This window comes from Psychroserpens sp. XS_ASV72, assembly GCF_041224425.1.
GTDB lineage: Bacteria > Bacteroidota > Bacteroidia > Flavobacteriales > Flavobacteriaceae > Psychroserpens.
In genome coordinates this window covers 166,523-189,490 of record NZ_JBGFGL010000085.1, presented here as the reverse complement: position 1 = coordinate 189,490, position 22,968 = coordinate 166,523, and the positions used below count along the sequence as shown (strand labels likewise).

Sequence of the window (22,968 nt, the reverse complement as noted above, 5' to 3'; positions counted from 1 at the left end):
TATATTTGTAGCATTATGAATAGAATCTCAAATAATATCAAACATCTCCGAAAGTTAAAGGGACTATCTCAAGAAGTTCTGGCTGATGAATTAGGTGTTCCTCGATCTAGGATAAGTTCATATGAAGAAAACAGATCATCTCCACCAGGTGAAATGCTGATAAAGTTATCAGATTACTTCAAAATACCAATTGATATTTTACTGAAAAATGACCTAACTAAAGGCAATGACGCTTCATTTATAGAATTGGGAAATCAAAGGGTATTGTTTCCCATATTAGTAGACAATGATAATGATGATTTGATTGAAATCGTTCCATCAACTGCTAAAGCAGGATATACAACTGGTTATGATGATCCTGAATATATTGAACAATTACAAAAAATAAAATTACCCTTCTTACCAACAGGAAAACACAGAGCTTTTCCAATTGAAGGTGACTCAATGCTTCCTGTTAAAGACGGGTCATTTATTGTTGGACGTTTTTTAGAGGATATTAATGAAATTAAATCAGGTAAGACCTATGTCATTATTACTTTAAATGATGGTATAGTATATAAGAGGGTAGTTAATAACATTAAAGTAGATAACTCTCTATTACTACAATCTGACAATAAGTTTTACCAAGATTATAGCGTACAAATAGAAGAGATACTAGAGATCTGGGAATTTACTTGCAACATTAATACCCAAGAGTATACTGAAGACGAATTGAAAATAAGTAGTATTGCAAATATGTTTAATCAATTAGGTGTTGAACTAGAAGAATTCAAAAACAAAGCTAAAATAAATTGAGTTATTAATTTAACTTCTTATTAAGTCTAAACATTTCATCACTTATCCTCTTCTCTACTATCTTACCATAACTATCCTGAGTAGTTTGTATTTTTGAATGACCCAGTAATTTACTAACAATTTCTATTGGTACATTATTGTACAACAATACAGTACTGGCAAAAGTTCTTCTAGCAACATGATGTGTTAATTTGATTTCAATTCCAGCCAAATCTGCAATCTCCTTTAAATATGCATTAAAGTTCGCATTTGATATCCTTGGAAATACAAAGTCACTGTCAATCTCATCATATTTAGCCATTATTTCTTTTGCCTTTGGGAGTAATGGAACTTTGTAAGACCTACTAGTTTTTTTTCTATGAATATTTAACCAGAGATTAGAATCAAATTCCTTTCTTATATCTGATTTTCTTAAGTTATACATCTCCTTAAATCCCAATCCCGTATAACAGCAAAAAACAAACATATCTTTAATTCGCTGTACTCTCTTCACATCAAAATCAGTATTTTCTAATTTCTCCAATTGTTCAAATGTTAGGAAAACTATATCTTTCTTTACCCTTTTGGCTTTATAAAGTAAAAAAGGGTCTTTATCAAGATAATCTTCTGAAACAGCGTATTTAATTGTCCTTCTAAACCTCTGAATTGCCTTATTTAATGTACTTTGCTGCAACTTCTTTTCTGTCTTAAGGAAATACTCATAATGCTCTAAGAAACTGCTCTTAAGAGCCTTTATTTTGATGTCATTAGATCTAAATTTATATATGATAAATGACTTTAAGTGTCTCCCAGATTCAATATATTTTGAATATGTAACCTCTTGAATATCTATTCCAATTAATTTCTTTAACCTTTCACTATGAAGGTTATAGACCTCCAATACACCAAAGTCTTTTTTGTTGGTTTCTCCTTTAAAATGACTGTAGATTTCATCAATGGTAAAATCTGTTCCCTTAACCTGTAAAAACAAAAAAGCCTGACTAAGTTTTGTCTTAATCAGGCTTAATTGGTTTTCCTTTAATTCAGCATCAGGTTCATCAGGTTTTATCCGCTGTTGCTTACTTAACCAATTCTCAGGATATATAAATTGTCCCGTTGAGAATTCTTTACGTTTTCTTTTGTATGTAATCCTACATCTAATCGGACAATTGCCTTTAGAATTAGTTTTAGATTTATACAACAGGAACAGTATATTTATTTTCATAATAAAATGATTTTAATAGTTGTCTTAAACAATATCTTTCTAGCATAAATTTTTTTCTTTCAAATATTTTTAGATTACACATCTAAAAAACAAAAAACCTCTTCTTTCAATTAAGAAAAAGAGGTTTTTATTATTTTAAATATAACTTATTCTAAATATAGACTTATAAATAATTTAATATACTTCATAATTACCCATAGTAAATGCATTAGGTATATTAGAATAATTTGAATCTGTGTTTCTCTTGTAATATAGCCCTTCATAAAGATTAGAAAAAGTCGGCTCTTCCTCAGGTAATATAACAATCTCAACTATGTCAGAATCCTTATTTATTTCTTTAAGCTTATTTTTAAACATACGTAGAACTTTACCAGAAGATTTCTTTTGTTCTTCATTTCTAAAAATAAGATCACCTTCTTTAATATCTAGATTTACCCTAGATAATTCAAAAGTACTAATATCGAGATTTGATATAGAATTAGAGTTTTTAATCATAAAGTTAAAAACGAATACTTCTTTGTTATCAAGTTTAGTTTCAATAAATTTACTTGTAAATTGTTGAAACAACAGATTGATTTCCTTGTTATTAGAAAATTTATGATTTAATACTTGCTCCATAACTGTAAGATGCACAAATATAATAAATTGTTACAATATTTAACTATTAATTAAGAGACAATCATAATTAATATTAAGTTCCTTATGTTTATAAAATTTTTGAAATTTATTAAAAAAGCTGTGTTTAAAGGCAATAAAACGTATAAACTGTATATTATAATAATCTTCATATTCATAGGAATACTCTACTTTTATTAAATCATAAAATGTTAGGTTTATGACATTGCTCTTGTTTAAATAATTATCCAATTCATTAAAAAAAGGGATTTCAAGTAGTTTATCTATATTATCCTCTTTACCCATTGAACTGTAATATTTAGTTAACCCGTTTATTACAATAAGAGATTCTTCTTGGTTAATTAAGCATTCAATTAATACTTCTTGCTCAACTCCCTTCATACTATTATCAAAACTCAAATCATTCTTTCTCTTAATGTTTACAATATCCTTTAGTTCATCAAGGTTTGACGGCAAAACTTTATTTGCATTTTTAAATCCACCACGAACAAATAAATATGGGTGTTCTTCCTCAGAGAAATGATCATTCCTCATTTCTCTATAATTAAATTCGATTAAATCTTTTGATTTATTCCATTTAAAATAATCAGTGCCTGTAAAATCATTACCTTCAACAGTAAGTTGATAATTTAACAACTTACAGTTATAAGTTCCCATTGTTAAAACACTAAACCAATTATTTGGGAATTTTGATGATTTGGTGTCATTTTCATCATTGTCAATATAATGATAATCCAAGAAGCTACCCATTTGTATATTGTAGCAGTTGTTGTGTAGTTTTACTGGTTGACTATTCATCGGAACATGTTCATGACCAGTAATAAGTATATTAGACAACTTAAACAATTCGTCTAGCCTAATAGTACCATTTTTTATATCAGAAGGTTTAAACTGTTCATCCCAGTTTAGCCATGAAGGTGGGTGATGAGCTATAGAAATTACCCTGGTAGCAGGATTTTTATTTAATATATCTTGTATTTCTTTCCAAAAAGGGAAGGACTTTGTTTCTAAAAAATAAGATTGCTTCCCCATTTGGCTTAATTTATCGCCAAGTAATAAATCTTTTAAATTTTCCTTAATTATATCAGCATTGTCACCTAATTTTTTAACAAACAAATCATAATATTTACTAATTATGCCTGGTCCAAAAGAATACCACGAACTATTAATCAGTATTACAAGTACTTGTTTTTTTTCAAAATAACAATAGCCCATAAATCTCTCATCATTATATTTAAACTCAAATTCCTCTGTGCTCTTCAATTTATTTATGAATTTATCTCTGAAGTTCATAAAAACATTATCAAACCGACCGCTATTAAATTCACTTTTTTGAACTTTGAATAAACTTTCTAATTCCATTGAATCTCCTAAAGCACTTTTTAAAGAATCCCAGTAAACATCATGATTACCAACAACACTTAAAATAGGAATACTACTTGGCACTATATCGTTTAGCTCTTCAGACAGTCCCGTATATTCTTCTGAATTACCTTGAAATGCCAAGTCACCAGAAATAATAACACAATCAAATTTGTATTGATCATTTAATTCAAGAAATCTTTTTTTAAATGATTTAAAAACATCCTTGACAGGATGGTGATCTTCACCATAATTTTTTTTAAAATGAATATCACTTAAAATACATACATTAAATTCACTCACAGCTATTGTTATTTAGATTAGTTGGTCTTTTTTAAAATTCACACCAAGACCCCAGATAATTGACAGAATACAGTTATTAAATTGGTTATAATCTTCCCTTTCATGTGGTGAGTTTACAAAAAAACCTCCCATTGGATCGATAAACCATTTTCCTCTATCCAAGAAATGGTTTACGGGTTTTCCATTTGTATAATCCCTTCTTAAAAGTTTAATATGCTTCTCAAATTTAAGATATATATAAGTTAAGGAATAGTACGAAACCACAGATATATTGCTTATTTTATCCAAGTTATTGCTTTGGCCTCTTTGATCAGCTCTAAGTTTTTCAAACTGAGAAATAAATTCTTCAAGACTTAATTCTTTGAGTTCAATAATACCATATTCATTTTTTTTGTGAAAATAATTATCAATTATCCCATAAATTGAATTATAATTCTTTTCCAGATTTAATTTTCTAACCTCTTTTCTCCTTGCCTTTAATGGTTTAGCAATATCAATTTCATATAAAGAATGATATGTTTGTTTTGTTAAATTATTCTTCCAATCGTTAAACTCGTTAAGTGAGGTGATTTTTTTTACGATTATTAAAAGTTTATTGAAATGCCTATCCCAATAAGTTTTTAGTTCTGGCAATGGACATTCCATAATTTGAGCTTCATCTTCTGATCCAAATTTTAAAGAAACTGCCATTAACAAATACCTAAACAATTCTCTAATAAAATTATATTCATCAAAATTCCCAAATGAACTATATGAGCTAGTATTTTGTAATGCATATGTCCAGTGCCAAAAAGTAAATAATTCTTCATTTTGAAAAAATGTTAAATAAAACTTTTTAATATCTATCTCGTAATATTCTAAATTCTGAATTCCTGTAAGCCTGATTGCTTCAGCATTTAAAAAGTCACTTGCTATATCATTATATTTGTTTTTTAGTCTATCAAAAATCTCCCTATTTTCTTTGACATCGTTCATTTTCTGTGTATTTAAAACTTCCTTTATCAAAGTTGAAAAAACTAATGGGGGACAATTAATATGATCAATGTTATAATTAACCGAAATACTATTAGAAATAGTTTCAACATCATTAATTCTTGTCACCAAACTATTACTATAAAAATCTCGAAAACACTTACCACAAACTTTGACTATTGAGTCATAAGAACTTAAGAGCGAGGTACTAGAACTATTGATATCAAGGCTAAACTCATTCAAGTCTTCAAAATTATAACTGTTTAATACTCGGTCTTGAAGCGCTTCTTCAAATACAATTACATATTTATTAATTAAATCTTCTAAAAACTTGGTCTTTAATTGGTATGGCCAATAAACCATAGAATCTTCCTCTACAATCTTATGTATATCAATCTCGCCGTTATCTAAAGACTCATATAGAATTTTATACCTGTTCTCAATAATTTTGACAAATTTTGCTAACAAAGATCTAATGTCTAAATAATAAATGAATAAAACTGGGTCTTGAATTCCTTGATTAAAATTGTAAATTAACTTTCTTACTTTCTTTCTTATATTTCTAGATATATTTAATCCTCTTAAATACCTTGCTGTATTGCCATCTTTATCTATCACATAAGCTGATAAGTTTTTTTCTGAAGAACATGGTCCTATAAACTCATTTTCACCTTCCGCTGTATATAACTCAATAACTGATTTATCTAAGTCAACGAAGATGTTCGTTCTTATTTTTCTTATGTGCATTCTTAATTTTGAATTATCTCTAATTTCAGAAAAAGCCAATTGGTTTGTCTGAAACTTATCAGGAGTCAATTCATTTAAAACAAAATCTGTTTTTCCGTAAATAAATTTAATTTCATCAAGTTCCTTATGTAGAAAACTATTCGTATGTTTTAAAAAATATGGTAAGTGACCTGGTTTAATTTGCCAATCTATCCGTGTGTTAAATTCAAGGTTATTGTCTATTTTATTATTTTTTATTGAATTGTAATCTACGCCTAGATAAGAATTTGTGTCATTAAAAATATGAGCTTTTTCAATATTTTCTTCTTTCCAACTTTTATATAAGGATTCATCTAATATGGTCTCATAATTTTCTATAGACTCTAATTTTAACAACCTTAGCTCTAACAAAACTTTAGTAATTATTTTAGGGGTTTTGTCAACAATAATCAATACAATTTCTGACCAATTAAAAGAATCAACAATAAAATAATCTTTGACTCCATGTTTGTCCAGCAAGGACTTTATAAAATTAATTACTGATTTAAGAACTAAATCACCAGCTCCTATTATTAGTCCATTAGAGAGTTTTAATTGAATAATATTTATAAAGGATTCCTTTTTGTTAAGGATTCTATTAACCTGGTTCTTACTCTTCCCAGAAATTAAAGAGCCACTAATGATTTGATAACTGACGTTTTTATGAACCTTATTTTTTTGATCAATTGTTTTAGGTTCAAATACTCTTTGAGTGAACTTATAAGAGTCTATTAAACTTATAAACGCCACATCAAATTGAGAAAATAAATGAAATGCCTTGGGGTTGTATAGAGAGTTCAAATACGTACTTGAGGAATCAAAATCTTCGTTACAACTTAAATATTGTTTAATATCATTTTTATAACTGGAATAAAGATGTCCAATATTCCTAATGTAGTTATCAACTTCACCTAAAGGATACTTAGCCAATGCTATATGTACTCCATACTTGTCATGTATCATAAAAATAAAATCATCAATTGATTAACAATAACCACTCTTACTATACTCCAAAATAGAAGCTAGTTTTGGGTTAAAAACTTATATAAGAATAATTCTAGATCAAAGTTTGATCTTCAAAATTCTCTAGGGATAGAATAAGGATAATCAAAAATATAATTAATCCTTTAATTTCCAAATATTTTGGAATTCATTGTGTTATATCAATAGGTACACCTTTGAAGATTTTGGTACACCTAATTGGACACCTTTTCTGAATGTGTAATAATTTGAAAAGGCACTAAAACAAAAAAGCATCCCGATTTTTACTAGGTAAAAAAAGGAAAGCTTCTCATTGGTGTCAACTGATTACTCAGTTTTACAACCACTTTGATAGATGTTACTCTACCAAACAACACAACTTTTTTATTGCGGTCTGGACGGGACTCGAACCCGCGACCCCCTGCGTGACAGGCAGATATTCTAACCAACTGAACTACCAGACCGTTGCTTTATTGCGAGGGCAAATATACATTCGATTTTTAATATCACAAATCTTTTGCGAATATTTTTTTGACAATTTTTATTTAAACTTTTGACGTTCTACCATATATGTGGTCAAAATTTTATCGAACGGTTTATTGATATCTGCTTCGACATATTTGATTTGATATTGTCCACATTTCAATCGTATCGTCTTAAAGTAATCTTCAACTGCTTCCTCATAATTCTCCTTTATGGTATCTGGATACAAATTAATATACTCATTGGTCTCCACATCAATAAAACGTTTAGGAGAATTGTCAAAATCAAGCTTTAACTCCTTTTCCTTATTTATCACATGAAATAGAATCACTTCATGTTTGTTGTACTTCAAATGCCTTAAAGCTTCAAAAAGTTTCACATCATCAGTTGCCGTTTGAAACATATCTGTAAACACAAAGATCAAGGAACGTCTATGGATTTTTTCAGCAATTTGATGTAAATAGGTATAGGTTTCCGTAACCTTATTTATTGGTTTATCACTCACCATAGAACTCAGCTGGCTCAGTAACATTTGATGATGCCTTTCACTTCCTTTTTCTGGCGCATAGTAGTCATAGGCATCACTGTAGATACTCAATCCAACCGCATCACGTTGCTTTTTTAAAATATGCATCAAAGATGCTGAAGCCAATGCTGAAAATGCAATTTTATTCAAATTTGAAATACTGAAATTACTCATTTCAGGATAATGCATTGAACTACTATTGTCAATAATCAAATGACAACGCAAATTAGTCTCATCGTCATAACGTTTGGTATACAGCTTATCTGTTTTGGCATAAAGTTTCCAATCAATATGCCTTGTACTTTCACCATTGTTATAAATCTTGTGTTCAGCGAACTCAGCAGAAAAGCCGTGAAACGGACTCTTATGCATGCCAGCAATAAAGCCTTCAACGACTTGCTTAGCTAGCAATTCAAGGTTTTTAAAACCGCCTGCTTTATTGAGTTCCGCTTGTAAATTCATATTAAATAATCTTGTCCACAATTCCGTAAGCCACAGATTCCTCTGCTCCCATCCAATGGTCTCTATTGAAGTCTTTCATGACTTTTTCTATATCCTGGCCACAATTTTCCGCCAAGATTTTAGCACTCAACTCTTTGGTTTTCAAGATTTCTTGAGCGGTAATTTCAATATCGCTTGCTTGTCCTCTAGCACCACCACTTGGTTGATGGATCATCACTCTAGCATTAGGCTGAATAAAGCGCTTACCTTTTGTTCCCACAGACAATAATATAGATCCCATAGATGCTGCTAACCCAGTACAAATAGTAGAAACATCACTTTTAAGCGACTTGATACAATCATACATAGCAAAACCAGAGGTCACATAACCCCCAGGACTATTAATGTATAAATGAATATCCTTGGTTTCTAAAGCATCGAGGTACATCAAACGGTCAATGACATGCTTTGCTGAATCATCATCAACCATACCCCAAAGAAATACCTTTCGGTCTTCTAATAATTTATGGTCGATTATATCTTGCGCTTTTGGTTTTTTATCCATGAGTTTCGTGTCTTAATTGTTAAACCTTAAAAATAAAAAAAGGTTTACCATAGGGCAAACCTTTTATCATTTCTTTTAGATTAGATACTACAAAAGAGAATCTATAGCGTCAGTGTAAGCATTTTTAGGAGCCACACCTACTTGACGTCCTACTACTTCACCATTTTGGAATACCAATACCGTTGGGATGTTTCTCACACCATACTTTGCAGCAAACTCTTGGTTAGCATCCACATCAACTTTACCTACAACGGCTTTTCCTTCGTACTCATTGCTAATTTCATCAATGATTGGTCCAACCATACGGCAAGGTCCACACCAAGCTGCCCAAAAATCTACCATGACTGGTTTATCACTTTTTAATACGGTTTCTTCAAATGTTGCATCTGTTATTTCTAATGCCATAATTATATTGTCTAAATACGTTTAACTTCAGTTTAAATATGTTCACAAAATTAGTCAAAAATTTTGCCAAACCTTACAACGCTAGTATTTGTTTTCATTATCAGGTCATTGATACGTTATATACCTATTTGGTCGCCACACTTTTTGCTAAAGCAATAAAGTGTCAGGCTTTCGCTAGTCGCTTCTTACTTATACAAATAAGCAAGAGAGCTCCAACAATAGCTCAATCCTTGGCGCAAGGTTAATTTGATCCCTTTTCTGCTTTGTCTATTTCGAAATAGCCATAAATCAAACTGGCTCCACAAACAAATCCAATCAAATGGTTTGCGAATGATTGGTCTTTCACCCAACCAAAAACTGAGGCCGCAATTCCAACAATACCAATAAAAAGCAAAATGTATTTTGTACGTTTCATAACTACATGATTTATAAATATGTAGTCATGACGAAAAAAAAGTTACACTAGTTCAACTTATAGAATACATTGCAATCATCAAGCTCATGCAACAGTTCTTGCGAAATCTTGACTTTTTGGTTTCTGCTTGGCAAGTTCAATTTAATTTCTTCCTCATTATCATAAATCACAAAATTAAGCGCATGATTCCCTTGGTGCAAATTGAACAAATCCTTGAGTTTGGTAATCTGTGATGCTTGAAGATTCTTAATATCCAATTGAACCGATAACTTCTTGGCATAAGAATCCATGACATCATTAAGCAATTGAAAACTACTGAATTTAATTCGTGGCTCTCCCATTTTACCTGTTTCACGATTCATCCAACCTTCTCTTATAAAAATCTTTACATGCAAGAAGCGGTTGACAATCAGAAAGTGCCTAAACTTTAAACACTCTTCACCAAAAATCCTAAACTCATAACTGTCTGTATAATCTTCTAAAGTGAACAAAGCCCAATCTTTTCCTTGCTTGCTCACACGATGTTGTACGTCGGTAACAATACCACCAAAACTCAATTCCTTATTAACATAGGGCGTTAAGTCATTAAGCATTCCTAAATTGGAATTACAGAAGGTATTCATCTCAATTTTAAAATCATCTAAAGGATGACCAGAAATGTAAATTCCAACGACTTCTTTCTCGCGCTTTAACTTTTCGAGTGTTCCCCATTCCTCACATGGTGGAATTTGAGGTTCAGCAATTTGTACATCACTTGAATCACCAAATAAACTCACTTGAGCAGAGTTTTCGTTTTCTTGGTGCTTGGCGCCATATTTTATGGCTTTTTCCAAAAAGGTAATGCCATCACCATCATCGTGAAAATATTGTGCACGATGTGCGTTTCCAAAACCATCAAATCCTCCAGCCAAGGCTAAATTTTCAAAGGCTTTTTTATTGGCTGCACGTAAGTCGATACGTTTCGCAAAATCAAAAATAGAACTGTAGTGTCCATCTTTTTTACGGTGTTCAACTATGGTTTTAACAGCACCATGACCAACCCCTTTAATCGCTCCCATTCCAAAACGGATAGCACCTTCTTGGTTTACCGAAAACTTGTAATAGGATTCATTGACATCTGGTCCTAAAACCTCCAGACGCATACGCTTGCATTCTTCCATAAAGAAAGTGACTTGCTTGATGTCATTCATATTATTGGAAAGAACCGCAGCCATATATTCTGCTGGATAATGAGCTTTTAGGTAAGCGGTCTGATAGGCAATCCATGCGTAGCAAGTAGAATGCGATTTGTTGAATGCGTAACTCGCAAACGCTTCCCAGTCTTTCCATACTTTTTCCAAAACCTCAGCATCATGGCCATTGGCAGCAGCTTGCTTGATAAACTTTGGCTTCATTTTGTCAAGTACGGCAATCTGCTTTTTACCCATCGCCTTTCGTAAGACATCTGCTTCACCCTTGGTAAAATCAGCTAATTTTTGAGAGAGCAACATCACCTGCTCCTGATAGACTGTAATACCATAGGTTTCCTTAAGGTATTCTTCCATGGCAGGAAGATCATAATCAATCTCTTCTTCACCATGCTTTCGACGCACAAAACTTGGAATATATTCCATCGGTCCAGGCCTGTAGAGTGCGTTCATGGCTATGAGGTCTTCAAACACCGTTGGTTTTAAATCCCTTAAGTGTTTTTGCATTCCAGGCGATTCATACTGGAACACTCCTACGGTTTCACCTCTTTGGAACAATTCATAGGTCTTTTCATCATCTAAAGGAAAACTTTCAGGATCGAGTTGAATCCCATGTTTTGCCTTAACGATTTTAACGGTATCCTTAATCAAGGTCAGTGTTTTCAATCCGAGAAAATCCATTTTGAGAAGCCCTGCATCCTCAACAACCGAGTTGTCAAATTGCGTGACATAAAGATCGGAATCCTTTGCTGTTGCTACAGGTACGAATTTGGTAATATCATCTGGAGTGATAATCACACCACAGGCGTGGATTCCTGTGTTTCGAACCGAACCTTCAAGGGTTCTCGCAAGATTCACCGTTTCAGACTCGAGGCCTTCACCTTCAGAAATATTCAAAAGTTCATTTACTTTATCAAGATCTTCAGCTCTGAATTTTTTTGACAATTCCTTTTCATCCATCCCAAAAATCTTATTGAGCTTAGACATCGTTGGAATTAATTTAGCGATACGATCTGCATCAAACAATGGCAAATCCAAAACCCTTGCTGTATCACGAATAGAGGATTTTGCAGCCATGGTCCCGTAGGTAATGATTTGAGCTACCTGATTAGCACCATACTTTTGAATCACATAATCCATGACACGACTTCTGCCTTCATCATCAAAATCAATATCAATATCTGGCATGCTGATACGATCTGGATTCAAGAAACGCTCAAAAAGCAGGTCGTACTTTAATGGATCAATATTTGTAATCCATAAGCAATAGGCCACTACCGAACCTGCAGCAGATCCACGTCCAGGACCAACCGACACATTCATATTTCTAGCTTCTCGAATAAAATCCTCAACAATCAAAAAATAGCCAGGATAACCTGTATTTTCAATAACGCTTAGCTCGAAATCCAAGCGCTCAATAATCTCATCAGACAGTTCTTCACCATAACGTTTCTTAGCACCTTCATAAGTTAGGTGCTTCAAATAAGCATTTTCACCTCGCTTTCCTCCATCAACTAAATCAGCCGCATCCTTAAACTCCTCTGGAATATCAAAGGCTGGCAACAGGACATCTCGAGCCAAATCGAAAGCTTCTACTTTATCAATAACTTCTTGAATATTGGTAATAGCCTCAGGAATGTCACGAAACAAGGCCTTCATTTCTTCAGAGGACTTGAAATAATATTCTTGGTTTGGCAAACCATAGCGATACCCTCGACCTCGACCTATAGGTGTGGCCTGTTTTTCGCCGTCTTTAACACACAAGAGAATATCATGTGCATTGGCATCATCTTGGTTTTTATAATAAGTATTATTAGTCGCTACAATTTTAACATCGTGCTTTTGGGCTAGTTTAATCAGGACTTGGTTCACGCGATTTTCATCTTCCTGATTATGGCGCATGATTTCAACATACAAATCCTCTCCAAATGCTTCTTTCCACCACATCAAAGCCTCTTCAGCTTGATTTTCTCCAACATTTAACACCTTACTTGGCACTTCACCATAGAGGTTTCCGGTAAGGCAAATAACATCTTCCTTATATTGCTGAATCAACTTCTTATCAATTCTCGGTAAATAGTAGAACCCGTCAACAAAGGCATGCGATGATAGCTTTGCCAAATTATGATAGCCATTTTTGTTTTTGGCTAGCAGAACAATTTGATAACCATTATCTTTACGTGTTTTGTCTGTATGATCTTCACAAACAAAGAACTCACAACCAATAATAGGTTTGATTTCCTTAAGGTTTAGGGATTCTCCTTTTTTTTCAGCAGCTGATAATTTAGCTTTTACCGAATTATTATGGTTTTTTATGGCGCGTACAAAATGAAATGCTCCCATCATGTTAGCATGATCGGTTAAAGCAACAGCAGGCATTTGTTGTTCAGCCGCAGCTGCAACCAAATCTGAAACACTTATTGTAGATTGCAATACAGAAAACTGGGAATGGTTATGAAGATGCACAAAGTCAACCTCAGCGAGATCCGAAATATTCTCCTTGATTTCCGCTTCCGAAATACCATCTGTTTGAAGTTTCTGAAGTCGCTCATTAATCTTTGCGCTTTCAGCTTTCAGATTGATATGCTTTAAACCAATTAGCTGAATTGGTTTGGGATTTGCCTCATTATAGCGTTTGAAATAGTCAGGTTGGACGTCCAACTCTTCCTTGGTATATTCACCTAAACGAATCAACTCCAAAAAGCAACGTGTCGTTGCTTCAACATCGGCTGTTGCATTATGCGCTTCAGCAAAAGGGACATCAAACAAGAATTCATGTAATTCCGTTAGAGTCGGCAGTTTAAACTTTCCTCCTCTTCCTCCAGGAATTTTACAGAGTTCTGCAGTATGTTCGGTACAAGTATCTAAAACAGGTAGTTCTTGCAGTTGATTTGCAATGTCTGCCCTATGAAATTCGGCACCCATGATATTTAAATCAAAACCTACGTTTTGACCGACTACAAATTTGGTTTGAGAAAGTGCCTGATTGAATTTTTCCAAAACCTCAAGCATTGGAATTCCTTGTTCTTCTGCAAGTTCTGTAGAAATACCGTGGATTTTCTCAGCATCGTATGGAATATTGAATCCGTCAGGTTGAATCAAATAATCTTCATGGACCATACAGTTTCCCATTTCATCATGCAGCTGCCAAGCAATTTGAACACATCTTGGCCAATTGTCAACATCTGAAATGGGCGCATCCCAACGCTTCGGAAGTCCGGTAGTTTCGGTATCAAAAATTAAATACATGTACTATTATTATTGGTTTTGCTCTGTTGCTAGAAATTCAAAGCAAGTCCATAAAATTACAAAGAAACTCCACTTTTCAAATCGAAAGTTATAAAGAGTTTTAAACAAAAAAAGCCAGCCTTTTCAAGCTGACTCTTCTTTTGGAGCTTTTAAGAATTAGGACACTAATTCTTCCTTAACTTTTTCACTATTGATTGCAGATTGGATAGCATTTTTCTGCTTCAAAATCAGTGCATCAATACTTGGTGGTAAATCACGTTCTTTTATAATTTCATTGTATTCTTCCAAACTAGCTTCTTCACCTCGAATGGCTTCTTCAAGTATGGCCTCTTCGTTGTTGGAACTAAAGAGCGATTTCAAGCTCATCCAATTTCTATGGACAGTCCCTTTAAAACTTCCAGAATCTTCTGGAACCTCTCCGTATTGTAAAATTTCTGTTCGGAGTTCTTTGGCAAATTCACTTCGCTCAGAAGCTCTACGCTTAAAAAAGATTTTTAATCGATCATTGTCTACATTCTCGACAGCATTTAAATAACCTTTCTCTGCGTCATAATTTTTAACTAGTAACTTATTAAGTTTTTTTGAAATTTCTTCTGAATACTTCATATTATCTCTTGCTTTTTAAAATTTCAACATTTTCTTTTAAGATGCATATTGTTTAACATCTATAATTAATATAGTGGATAGCTTTTAAAAAAGCCAAGAATTTAACAGGTTTAACATCTATTAATAAGGCTTTAACAAATAAAAAAGCAGCTAATATTAGCTGCTTTCAAAATGTTGTATAATAAAAATTTCTTTATGGTGTGGTATCATCAAGGTAATCTGGAATACCATCCATGTCAGAGTCAAGGGCATCAGCTGGATCACCATCGTTATTTGGATCTGCATCTTCATCAATAGTTAGAAATCCATCTCCATCATCATCGTTATCCAAGTAATCATCTACTCCATCAGAATCGGTATCACCTTCGGCAGTTTCAAATTGGGTTAAGACTCCATCACCATCATCATCATTATCTAAGTAATCAAAATCCAAATCACCATCAGTATCGATTGGGTTCCCATCTTCATCTTTTGCTTCATCAATCGTTAAAACGCCATCGCCATCATCATCATCGTCTAAATAATTTGCAATACCATCGTTATCAGTATCATCATCATCTAAATCTCCGTCACCATCAAAATCCTCAAACGCATTTGGAATCCCATCGTTATCATCATCACCACAATCCAATCCATCAAGAACGGCTTGTATGGTTCCGTTAGGATCTCCACAGAACTCTATTTGCTCTTGTAGGAAAAATTGATAATTCTCACAGGCCACAATGTAATTGCTAATGGTAGCATTTTCAAACTCGTTTTGAGCTGTATTTCTGTTGTTGTTTGCCAACTGACAAGGAAACACACAACCATTTAAGTTGTCTTTTCTGTTCTCTAAAGCGCCATCGAGATCACCACAATAGGTTCTCTGTGTTTCTAAAGCCAAGAAAAGTGTACTACAAGCAGATAGGTAATCGTCACTATTGACATACGTCAAGTTATTTGCCGTTGTAGCATTAAATGCCGCCTGCGCCAAATCGGTTTGTTCTTCAGCATCAGCACAAGTAAACACCATAGCTGGAATACTACCTGAAGTTAATGGAATACGGTAAAATAAACCACCTGTTACGGGATCTTCCTCAGTTGTACCGCTAAAGTTTACAACTCCTAATCCGTCCTCAGTAAACGCATTGAATCTGAACGTCCCTGTAAAGGTGTTATTAATGATCTCATCAAGCTTAATTTCTCCATACTCAGGATATATAGTGATGCTTGGATCGGGTCTGTTATTAGTTGAATATACGGTTCCATTAGCCGCAATGAAACGCGCTTCCATGGAATCTACATCACCGAGTGTATAGCTTCCTACAGCAACTGAAGGGATTTTCAATATCAAAGTCTCTACATTATTCCCTCCTGTTATGGTTAAAAATCCATTAACATCTATCGCAGCATTAAAGTACTCTGCTCTCCATAGCACGTAGTCCTTATTCCCTTGCATAGCTGGAGAATTAAACTCTACTTCATCACCACAACTTGATAGGGTTAAGACAGCTATAAAAAGTATCGCTAATCGTTTCATTGGTTTTATTTTTCATTGCCCTATATTTATGAATGAGGGCTATTTTTGGGTAAATATAACGTTTTAAGAATTCCAAAAGTATAATAAAAATTCAATATTACTTATATTTAAAATAAAATGCTCTAAATTAAATATTTGTATTATCTTTGCGCTCTCATTAATAACAGAGGTCGGGAACCTCATTAATTAATTACATATGTCAGTTAAAATTAGATTACAAAGACACGGTAAAAAAGGGAAACCTTATTATTGGATTGTTGCAGCAGATGCAAGAGCTAAAAGAGATGGTAAATTCTTGGAAAAAATTGGTTCTTACAATCCTAACACAAACCCAGCTACGATTGATTTAAATGTTGATGGTGCTGTAAAATGGTTACAGAATGGTGCACAACCAACTGATACCGCTAGAGCGCTTTTATCTTACAAAGGTGCTTTACTAAAAAATCATCTTGCAGGTGGTATTAAAAAAGGTGCTTTGACTGAAGAGCAGGCTGAAGAGAAATTCAATGCTTGGTTAGAAGAAAAAGCAGCTAAAATACAATCTAAAACAGATGGTTTATCAGAAGCGAAAGCAAAAGCGAAAGCTGAAGCTCTTGCTGCTGAAAAAGCTGTAAATGAAGCAAGAATCGCTGCTGCTGCTCCTGTAGAAGAAGCACCAGTTGAGGAAGCTGAAGCTCAAACTGAAGGTGAAGAAGTTACAGCTTCAAACGAAGAAGAATAAAAATTTATTTTTATTATTTTAAACTCCGATACCATGTGTCGGAGTTTTTTGTTTTCATACTTTCAATAATAATATGGCTGTTTTAGAGCCTAAATAATCTAAAATCAATTTCATGACAAAAGAAGATTGTTTCTTTTTAGGTAAGATCGTAAAGAAATTTAGTTTTAAGGGAGAAGTTTTGGTTAAGCTTGACACAGACGAGCCTGAACTTTATGAGAATATGGACTCTGTTTTTGTTGAAGTTAGAAACAATCTCATTCCTTTTTTTATTGAATCATCCCAACTTCACAAATCTGATCTTTTGCGCATAAAATTTGAAGATGTTGATTCCGAAAGTGATGCCGATGCTTTAATTAAGAGTGACTTATACTTACCTCTTGAATTTCTTCCAAAACTTGAAGATGACCAGTTTTATTTTCATGAAATTATCGGATTTAAAGTGGAAGATCAATCCTTCGGGCACGTAGGTATAGTCAAGTCTGTTAATGACATGACCGCTCAACCACTTTTCGAAATTGATAGAGATGGTGTTGAAATTTTGATTCCTATGAATGATGATTTTATAATTAAGGTTGATAAACCAAACAAAACCATCATCGTTAATACACCCGAAGGCCTCATCGATTTATACTTAAATGAATAAACCTTTCAAGTTCAAGCAATTTACGGTTCAACAAGATCAGTGTGCCATGAAAATCGGAACCGATGGTGTTCTTCTAGGCGCTTGGACTTCCATTGAGCAGCAACCATTTAATGTCTTGGATATTGGTTCTGGAACTGGAATTTTATCTTTAATGTTAGCGCAACGTAGCAATGCACAACACATTGAAGCCATTGAAATTGATGATAATGCTTATGAACAATGCGCCTCAAATTTCGAAAATTCACCTTGGAATGATCGCCTGTTTTGTTACCATGCGTCTTTGTTGGAATTTGTTGAAGAAGTTGATGATAGCTTCGATTTAATTATCTGTAATCCGCCTTTTTATTCTGAAGATTACAAAACCGAAAACAAATCAAGAGACCTTGCACGCTTTAATGATGCGATGCCTTTCAAACATGTCATTTATGCGGTAGCGAATTTACTTGCTGAAAACGGTTTGTTTTCAATTATCATCCCAAAAAAAGAAGAGGCTAACTTTATTGAACTAGCCTCAACCATTAATCTACGTCCAAAACGAATCCTTCATGTAAAAGGACACCCAGATTCTGAAATAAAACGCAGTCTTATTGAATTTTCTTATCAAGACACAGATACATCGATTTCAGAATTGATTATTGAAACCGCAAGACACAACTACACGCAAGACTATATAAATTTAACCAAAGATTTTTATCTGAAAATGTAGTGCTTCTGTTGGGCAATGAAAACGTTTTCGTTACTTTTGTTATCCATAAAAACTGAAAATAGCAATCAATAATGAAACCGGATTTATTCGAAGCTCCTGATTATTATCAATTAGACGATTTACTTTCTGAAGAACATAAATTAGTACGTGATGCCGCAAGAGAATGGGTAAAGCGTGATGTCTCTCCAATTATTGAGGAATACGCCCAAAAAGCAGAATTCCCAAATCAAATCATTAATGGTTTGGCTGAAATTGGTGCTTTCGGACCTTATATTCCCGAAGAATATGGTGGTGCTGGTTTAGATCAAATTTCCTATGGTTTAATCATGCAGGAAATTGAACGTGGTGATTCTGGTGTGAGAAGCACCGCTTCTGTACAATCATCTTTGGTAATGTATCCTATTTGGAAATATGGCAACGAAGAACAACGTCAAAAATATTTACCAAAATTGGCTTCAGGTGAATGGATGGGATCATTTGGTTTAACCGAACCTGATCATGGTAGTAATCCTGGTGGTATGACGACAAATTTTAAGGATATGGGAGACCACTATCTCTTAAATGGTGCCAAAATGTGGATTTCCAATGCGCCTTTTTGTCAAGTTGCTGTCGTATGGGCAAAGAATGAAGAAGGCAGAATTCACGGACTTATCGTTGAACGTGGTATGGAAGGATTTTCAACGCCTGAAACCCACAACAAATGGTCATTGAGAGCTTCTGCAACTGGTGAACTTATTTTTGACAATGTAAAAGTTCCAAAGGAAAACCTATTACCTAACAAATCTGGTTTGGGTGCGCCACTTGGTTGCTTAGATTCTGCTCGTTATGGTATTGCTTGGGGAGCTATTGGAGCTGCTATGGACTGCTACGATACTGCATTGAGATATAGTAAGGAACGTATTCAATTTGGAAAACCAATCGGACAATTCCAGTTGCAACAAAAGAAATTAGCTGAAATGATTACTGAAATTACTAAAGCCCAAATGCTCACTTGGCGATTAGGAGTTTTGCGTAATGAAGGTAGAGCAACTTCAGCTCAAATCTCCATGGCTAAACGCAACAATGTAGAAATGGCTATCAATATCGCTCGTGAAGCTAGACAAATGCTTGGAGGCATGGGAATTACTGGAGAATATAGCATAATGCGTCATTCTATGAACCTTGAGAGTGTCATCACTTATGAAGGCACACATGATATCCATTTATTGATTACAGGATTGGATGTTACTGGTTTGAATGCCTTTAAATAATCATCTTAGTTCCTGAAAGTACTGTTTTCTAGCTATTGTTGGTTTTAAAGTCAAGATTCCTTCTAGTGGTAAACTAATGTGTGTCATTTTTCGTATATTTTGTTATGATGAAGACATTAAATCTCCTTTTGGTATTGGTTATTGTAGCTTTCTATTCTTGTAATGCTACTGATGATTCTTATAATGGAAATCCTTTTGACCTTGTAGATACTTCAAATAATACTACAGCTAATACTGTCGGGAATACCAACGAAAACACGAATGAAAATACAAATGAGAATTCGTCTGATAATTCGAGACGCATATTATCTTTAGGAGATAGTTATACGATTGGTCAGAGCGTATGTGCAACATGTCGTTTCCCTGTTCAACTAAAAGACAGTATTCAGAATAACAGCTCTTATGATGTTGAAGTTGATATCATAGCGCAAACAGGATGGACCACTTTTGATTTAATAGACGCAATTGATGAGGAAAATATAGATTCAAATTACGATTTGGTTACCTTATTGATTGGTGTCAACAATCAATATCAAAACATTCCTTTTTCTGTTTACCAAAGTGAATTTCCAGAGCTTGTACAAACAGCCATTTCTGCAGCTAATGGAATGAAGAATAATGTAATCGTTGTTTCAATTCCCGATTATGCCTATACCGTTTTTGGTCAAAACAATGGGAATCCAGAAGTCACCACACAAGAAATAGACCTATATAATGATTATGCAGAAGCCTATTGTAATGCACAAGAAATTACTTATGTCTATATAACCGATATTACGCGACTCGGACTGGATCAACCTGAGTTGGTCGCTTCTGATGGCTTACATCCTTCAACACTAGCATACTCCAAATTTGTAGAACGCCTGCTTCCTTTCGCTTTGGAAAAATTAGAATAGCTGTTCTTTTTTTAGTTACATTTACTTTATGTTTTCAGCTAAAAAAAGATTAGATAGAGCTTATAAGAACGCTAAGGTTATTCCATTTGACAGTACCAGCAAATTTATTTTATTTAGTGATTGTCATCGTGGTGATAATAGCTTTGCTGATGATTTTGCCAACAATCGAAACATCTATTTTCATGCTTTAAAACACTATTATGCTGAAGGATTCGATTACTGTGAACTTGGCGATGGTGACGAACTTTGGGAAAATCTTTCGTTTGATTCCATCCTTAATGCGCACAAGAATGTATATATGCTTATGAAATTATTTCATGAGAAAAACCGCCTTCATATGATTTGGGGAAATCATGATATGGTCTATCGTGACCCAAAATACGTAGAGAAAAATCTATCTACTTATTTTGACCCAAAAGTTGGTGAGGATGTTGAATTGTTCTGTGATATTAAATACCACGAAGCTTTAATATTGAAACATTCAGAAAGCGGACAGGAAGTGTTTTTGCTTCACGGACATCAAGCCGACTGGTGGAATTATCTTTTTTGGAAATGGAGTCGATTCATGGTTCGTATTCTTTGGAAACCTTTAAACGTTATGGGTATTGCCGATCCTACTAGTCCAGCAAAAAATTATAAGGAGCTTATCAAAATTGAGCGACGTACCAAAAAATGGATTGCATCAAATAACAACCTCATCACTATTGCTGGACACACACACAGACCAAGATTTCCTGAACCTGGAGATATTGCTTTCTTTAACGATGGAAGTTGTGTGCATCCAAGAAGTATCACTGGACTCGAAATTGAAAATGGAGAGATTTCACTTATCAAATGGCAAATTGCCACAACAGATGATGGTACTTTAAAGATTGTGAGGGTGCTTCTTGAAGGTCCAAGACCATTAATGAATTACAAAACCGATTAACTTTCTGGAGCTAACTCGACTTCAAGACCTTCTAATTCTGGAGTCATTTGAATTTGACAGCCCAATCTTGAATTATCCTTTACATAAAAGGCTTCACTAAGCATGGCTTCCTCATCATCTTGCATTTCAGGGAGCTCATGATCTGATTTTACATAGCATTGGCAAGAGGCACACATGGCCATACCACCACAAATACCAATCGTACCCTCTGGAGCCAATTCATATGATCGCACCACTTCCATCAGGTTCATAGCCATATCTGTAGGTGCAACAACCTCATGGGTGACGCCATCTCTATCGGTAATTTTTATATTGATATCCTGCTCCACTATTCGATAGCTTTAACGACTGCTTTAGGTGCTTCTTTACGAGTGCCGTCAAATCCGTCAACACCACTAACCGTTGTGTATTTCAAAACATAACGTTTTCCAGGATTGATAATTTGATAAGCCGCTTGGCACATTAAAGTGGCTTCATGGAAACCACAAAGTATCAATTTTAATTTTCCTGGATAGGTGTTTACATCTCCAATGGCAAAAATTCCTGGAATATTGGTTTGATAATCTAACGCGTTATTAACTTTGATAGCATTCTTTTCAATTTCCAATCCCCAATTTGCAATTGGTCCGAGTTTAGGTGACAGTCCAAACAAAGGCACAAAATGATCACAAGATTTTTTAAAAGTATTAGCGTCTTGCTTAATCGTTACCGCTTCAACTTTACCTTCGCCTTCAATGCCAATCACTTCAGCAGGTGTAATCAATTCTACTTTACCTTGATTTTTCAGCTCCTGTACTTTTTCAACGGAATCCAAATGTCCTCGGAATTCATTTCGTCTATGAATTAAGGTGACTTCCTTAGCAACATCACTTAAATAAATCGTCCAGTCTAATGCTGAATCACCTCCACCAGCAATAACCACACGTTTATCTTTATAAAACTCAGGATTCTTAATGATATACTCTACACCTTTATCTTCATAATCGGCAATATTATCAATGAGTGGTTTTCTAGGCTCAAAGCTTCCTAAACCACCAGCAATCGCAACCACAGGTGCTTGATGTTTTGTTCCTTTATTAGTCGTGACAATGAACGTTCCATCGTCTTGCTTATCGATCGTTTCAGCACGTTCACCAAGTGTAAAACCAGGTTCGAATTGTTTGCATTGTTCGAGTAATTTATCGGTAAGATCACCTGCGAGAATTTCAGGATAGGCAGGAATATCGTAAATCGGTTTCTTTGGATAAATCTCAGAACATTGTCCGCCAGGTTGTGGCAAAGCATCAATCAAGTGGCATTTCAGTTTCAAAAGACCCGCTTCAAACACCGTAAACAGTCCTGTTGGGCCAGCACCAATAATAAGTATATCTGTTTTAATCATGGAATTAAATTTCAGAAGGTAAAATTAAG

20 protein-coding genes and 1 tRNA gene are annotated in these 22,968 nt (G+C 34.1%); 7 read left to right on the top strand and 14 right to left on the bottom strand.

Annotated features, from left to right (window positions below):
* Positions 1 to 15 precede the first annotated feature (15 nt).
* Entirely contained in the window at positions 16 to 795 is a 780-nt protein-coding gene (locus AB9K26_RS14440) for an XRE family transcriptional regulator (RefSeq protein ID WP_369973277.1), read from the top strand.
* Positions 796 to 799: 4 nt separating this feature from the next.
* On the opposite strand, the gene AB9K26_RS14435 is transcribed toward AB9K26_RS14440, so the two are convergent.
* From AB9K26_RS14435 to AB9K26_RS14380, 12 genes are all read right to left on the bottom strand, one after another.
* Entirely contained in the window at positions 800 to 1,999 is a 1,200-nt protein-coding gene (locus tag AB9K26_RS14435) for a tyrosine-type recombinase/integrase (protein WP_369973276.1), read from the bottom strand.
* Between the two features lie 174 nt (positions 2,000 to 2,173).
* Entirely contained in the window at positions 2,174 to 2,617 is a 444-nt protein-coding gene (locus AB9K26_RS14430) for a hypothetical protein (protein ID WP_369973275.1), read from the bottom strand.
* Between the two features lie 39 nt (positions 2,618 to 2,656).
* Positions 2,657 to 4,300 carry a metallophosphoesterase gene (locus tag AB9K26_RS14425; protein ID WP_369973274.1) on the bottom strand — a complete coding sequence of 548 codons (1,644 nt, stop codon included), beginning with the start codon at positions 4,298 to 4,300 and terminating at the stop codon, positions 2,657 to 2,659.
* Positions 4,301 to 4,312: 12 nt separating this feature from the next.
* Positions 4,313 to 7,000: a hypothetical protein gene (locus AB9K26_RS14420; protein ID WP_369973273.1), complete on the bottom strand. Its 2,688-nt coding sequence runs from the start codon at positions 6,998 to 7,000 to the stop codon at positions 4,313 to 4,315.
* 408 nt (positions 7,001 to 7,408) lie between these two features.
* Positions 7,409 to 7,482: transfer RNA gene (locus AB9K26_RS14415), tRNA-Asp, on the bottom strand.
* 77 nt (positions 7,483 to 7,559) lie between these two features.
* Positions 7,560 to 8,489 carry a DUF58 domain-containing protein gene (locus AB9K26_RS14410; RefSeq protein ID WP_369973272.1) on the bottom strand — a complete coding sequence of 310 codons (930 nt, stop codon included), beginning with the start codon at positions 8,487 to 8,489 and terminating at the stop codon, positions 7,560 to 7,562.
* A 1-nt stretch (position 8,490) separates the two neighbouring features.
* Complete coding sequence (locus AB9K26_RS14405) at positions 8,491 to 9,033, bottom strand: ClpP family protease (protein ID WP_369973271.1); 543 nt, start codon at positions 9,031 to 9,033, stop codon at positions 8,491 to 8,493.
* Positions 9,034 to 9,120: 87 nt separating this feature from the next.
* Entirely contained in the window at positions 9,121 to 9,438 is a 318-nt protein-coding gene (gene trxA, locus AB9K26_RS14400) for a thioredoxin (protein ID WP_369973270.1), read from the bottom strand.
* Positions 9,439 to 9,679: 241 nt separating this feature from the next.
* Positions 9,680 to 9,853: a hypothetical protein gene (locus tag AB9K26_RS14395; RefSeq protein ID WP_369973269.1), complete on the bottom strand. Its 174-nt coding sequence runs from the start codon at positions 9,851 to 9,853 to the stop codon at positions 9,680 to 9,682.
* A 47-nt stretch (positions 9,854 to 9,900) separates the two neighbouring features.
* On the bottom strand, positions 9,901 to 14,289 hold the full coding sequence (dnaE, locus tag AB9K26_RS14390; protein WP_369973268.1) for a DNA polymerase III subunit alpha: 4,389 nt from the start codon (positions 14,287 to 14,289) through the stop codon (positions 9,901 to 9,903).
* 156 nt (positions 14,290 to 14,445) lie between these two features.
* Complete coding sequence (locus AB9K26_RS14385; RefSeq protein ID WP_369973267.1) at positions 14,446 to 14,895, bottom strand: PA2169 family four-helix-bundle protein; 450 nt, start codon at positions 14,893 to 14,895, stop codon at positions 14,446 to 14,448.
* Positions 14,896 to 15,088: 193 nt separating this feature from the next.
* Positions 15,089 to 16,414: a DUF6252 family protein gene (locus AB9K26_RS14380; RefSeq protein ID WP_369973266.1), complete on the bottom strand. Its 1,326-nt coding sequence runs from the start codon at positions 16,412 to 16,414 to the stop codon at positions 15,089 to 15,091.
* 196 nt (positions 16,415 to 16,610) lie between these two features.
* Here AB9K26_RS14380 and AB9K26_RS14375 point away from each other — a divergent pair, with 196 nt between their 5' ends.
* The 6 genes from AB9K26_RS14375 to AB9K26_RS14350 all read left to right on the top strand — a co-directional run bounded on the left by AB9K26_RS14375 (position 16,611) and on the right by AB9K26_RS14350 (position 21,558).
* Positions 16,611 to 17,135 carry a 30S ribosomal protein S16 gene (locus tag AB9K26_RS14375; RefSeq protein ID WP_369973265.1) on the top strand — a complete coding sequence of 175 codons (525 nt, stop codon included), beginning with the start codon at positions 16,611 to 16,613 and terminating at the stop codon, positions 17,133 to 17,135.
* Between the two features lie 112 nt (positions 17,136 to 17,247).
* Positions 17,248 to 17,778, top strand: a complete 531-nt coding sequence (gene rimM, locus AB9K26_RS14370) for a ribosome maturation factor RimM (protein WP_369973264.1) — start codon at positions 17,248 to 17,250, stop codon at positions 17,776 to 17,778.
* A complete protein-coding gene (locus AB9K26_RS14365; protein WP_369973263.1) occupies positions 17,771 to 18,484 on the top strand; it encodes a tRNA1(Val) (adenine(37)-N6)-methyltransferase in 714 nt (237 codons plus the stop codon). The genes rimM and AB9K26_RS14365 overlap by 8 nt, the downstream gene beginning before the upstream one ends.
* Before the next feature lie 71 nt (positions 18,485 to 18,555).
* The gene (locus AB9K26_RS14360) at positions 18,556 to 19,734 is read left to right on the top strand and encodes an acyl-CoA dehydrogenase family protein (protein ID WP_369973262.1); all 1,179 of its coding nucleotides are present in this window, start codon (positions 18,556 to 18,558) and stop codon (positions 19,732 to 19,734) included.
* Positions 19,735 to 19,841: 107 nt separating this feature from the next.
* Complete coding sequence (locus tag AB9K26_RS14355) at positions 19,842 to 20,630, top strand: SGNH/GDSL hydrolase family protein (RefSeq protein WP_369973261.1); 789 nt, start codon at positions 19,842 to 19,844, stop codon at positions 20,628 to 20,630.
* A 28-nt stretch (positions 20,631 to 20,658) separates the two neighbouring features.
* Complete coding sequence (locus AB9K26_RS14350; protein WP_369973260.1) at positions 20,659 to 21,558, top strand: serine/threonine protein phosphatase; 900 nt, start codon at positions 20,659 to 20,661, stop codon at positions 21,556 to 21,558.
* Here AB9K26_RS14350 and AB9K26_RS14345 read toward each other — a convergent pair.
* Entirely contained in the window at positions 21,555 to 21,887 is a 333-nt protein-coding gene (locus AB9K26_RS14345) for a ferredoxin (protein WP_369973259.1), read from the bottom strand. The two genes, AB9K26_RS14350 and AB9K26_RS14345, sit on opposite strands and share 4 nt — an antisense overlap.
* The gene (locus AB9K26_RS14340; protein WP_369973258.1) at positions 21,887 to 22,939 is read right to left on the bottom strand and encodes an NAD(P)/FAD-dependent oxidoreductase; all 1,053 of its coding nucleotides are present in this window, start codon (positions 22,937 to 22,939) and stop codon (positions 21,887 to 21,889) included. The genes AB9K26_RS14345 and AB9K26_RS14340 overlap by 1 nt, the downstream gene beginning before the upstream one ends.
* Positions 22,940 to 22,968 lie beyond the last annotated feature (29 nt).

Excerpts from the sequence above, each read along its gene's own strand:
- AB9K26_RS14440 (WP_369973277.1), top strand. The coding sequence starts at position 16 with ATGAATAGAATCTCAAATAATATCAAACATCTCCGAAAGTTAAAGGGA.
- AB9K26_RS14435 (WP_369973276.1), bottom strand. The coding sequence starts at position 1,999 with ATGAAAATAAATATACTGTTCCTGTTGTATAAATCTAAAACTAATTCT.
- AB9K26_RS14430 (WP_369973275.1), bottom strand. The coding sequence starts at position 2,617 with ATGGAGCAAGTATTAAATCATAAATTTTCTAATAACAAGGAAATCAAT.
- AB9K26_RS14420 (WP_369973273.1), bottom strand. The coding sequence starts at position 7,000 with ATGATACATGACAAGTATGGAGTACATATAGCATTGGCTAAGTATCCT.
- AB9K26_RS14410 (WP_369973272.1), bottom strand. The coding sequence starts at position 8,489 with ATGAATTTACAAGCGGAACTCAATAAAGCAGGCGGTTTTAAAAACCTT.
- AB9K26_RS14405 (WP_369973271.1), bottom strand. The coding sequence starts at position 9,033 with ATGGATAAAAAACCAAAAGCGCAAGATATAATCGACCATAAATTATTA.
- trxA (WP_369973270.1), bottom strand. The coding sequence starts at position 9,438 with ATGGCATTAGAAATAACAGATGCAACATTTGAAGAAACCGTATTAAAA.
- AB9K26_RS14395 (WP_369973269.1), bottom strand. The coding sequence starts at position 9,853 with ATGAAACGTACAAAATACATTTTGCTTTTTATTGGTATTGTTGGAATT.
- dnaE (WP_369973268.1), bottom strand. The coding sequence starts at position 14,289 with ATGTATTTAATTTTTGATACCGAAACTACCGGACTTCCGAAGCGTTGG.
- AB9K26_RS14385 (WP_369973267.1), bottom strand. The coding sequence starts at position 14,895 with ATGAAGTATTCAGAAGAAATTTCAAAAAAACTTAATAAGTTACTAGTT.
- AB9K26_RS14380 (WP_369973266.1), bottom strand. The coding sequence starts at position 16,414 with ATGAAACGATTAGCGATACTTTTTATAGCTGTCTTAACCCTATCAAGT.
- AB9K26_RS14375 (WP_369973265.1), top strand. The coding sequence starts at position 16,611 with ATGTCAGTTAAAATTAGATTACAAAGACACGGTAAAAAAGGGAAACCT.
- rimM (WP_369973264.1), top strand. The coding sequence starts at position 17,248 with ATGACAAAAGAAGATTGTTTCTTTTTAGGTAAGATCGTAAAGAAATTT.
- AB9K26_RS14365 (WP_369973263.1), top strand. The coding sequence starts at position 17,771 with ATGAATAAACCTTTCAAGTTCAAGCAATTTACGGTTCAACAAGATCAG.
- AB9K26_RS14360 (WP_369973262.1), top strand. The coding sequence starts at position 18,556 with ATGAAACCGGATTTATTCGAAGCTCCTGATTATTATCAATTAGACGAT.
- AB9K26_RS14355 (WP_369973261.1), top strand. The coding sequence starts at position 19,842 with ATGAAGACATTAAATCTCCTTTTGGTATTGGTTATTGTAGCTTTCTAT.
- AB9K26_RS14350 (WP_369973260.1), top strand. The coding sequence starts at position 20,659 with ATGTTTTCAGCTAAAAAAAGATTAGATAGAGCTTATAAGAACGCTAAG.
- AB9K26_RS14340 (WP_369973258.1), bottom strand. The coding sequence starts at position 22,939 with ATGATTAAAACAGATATACTTATTATTGGTGCTGGCCCAACAGGACTG.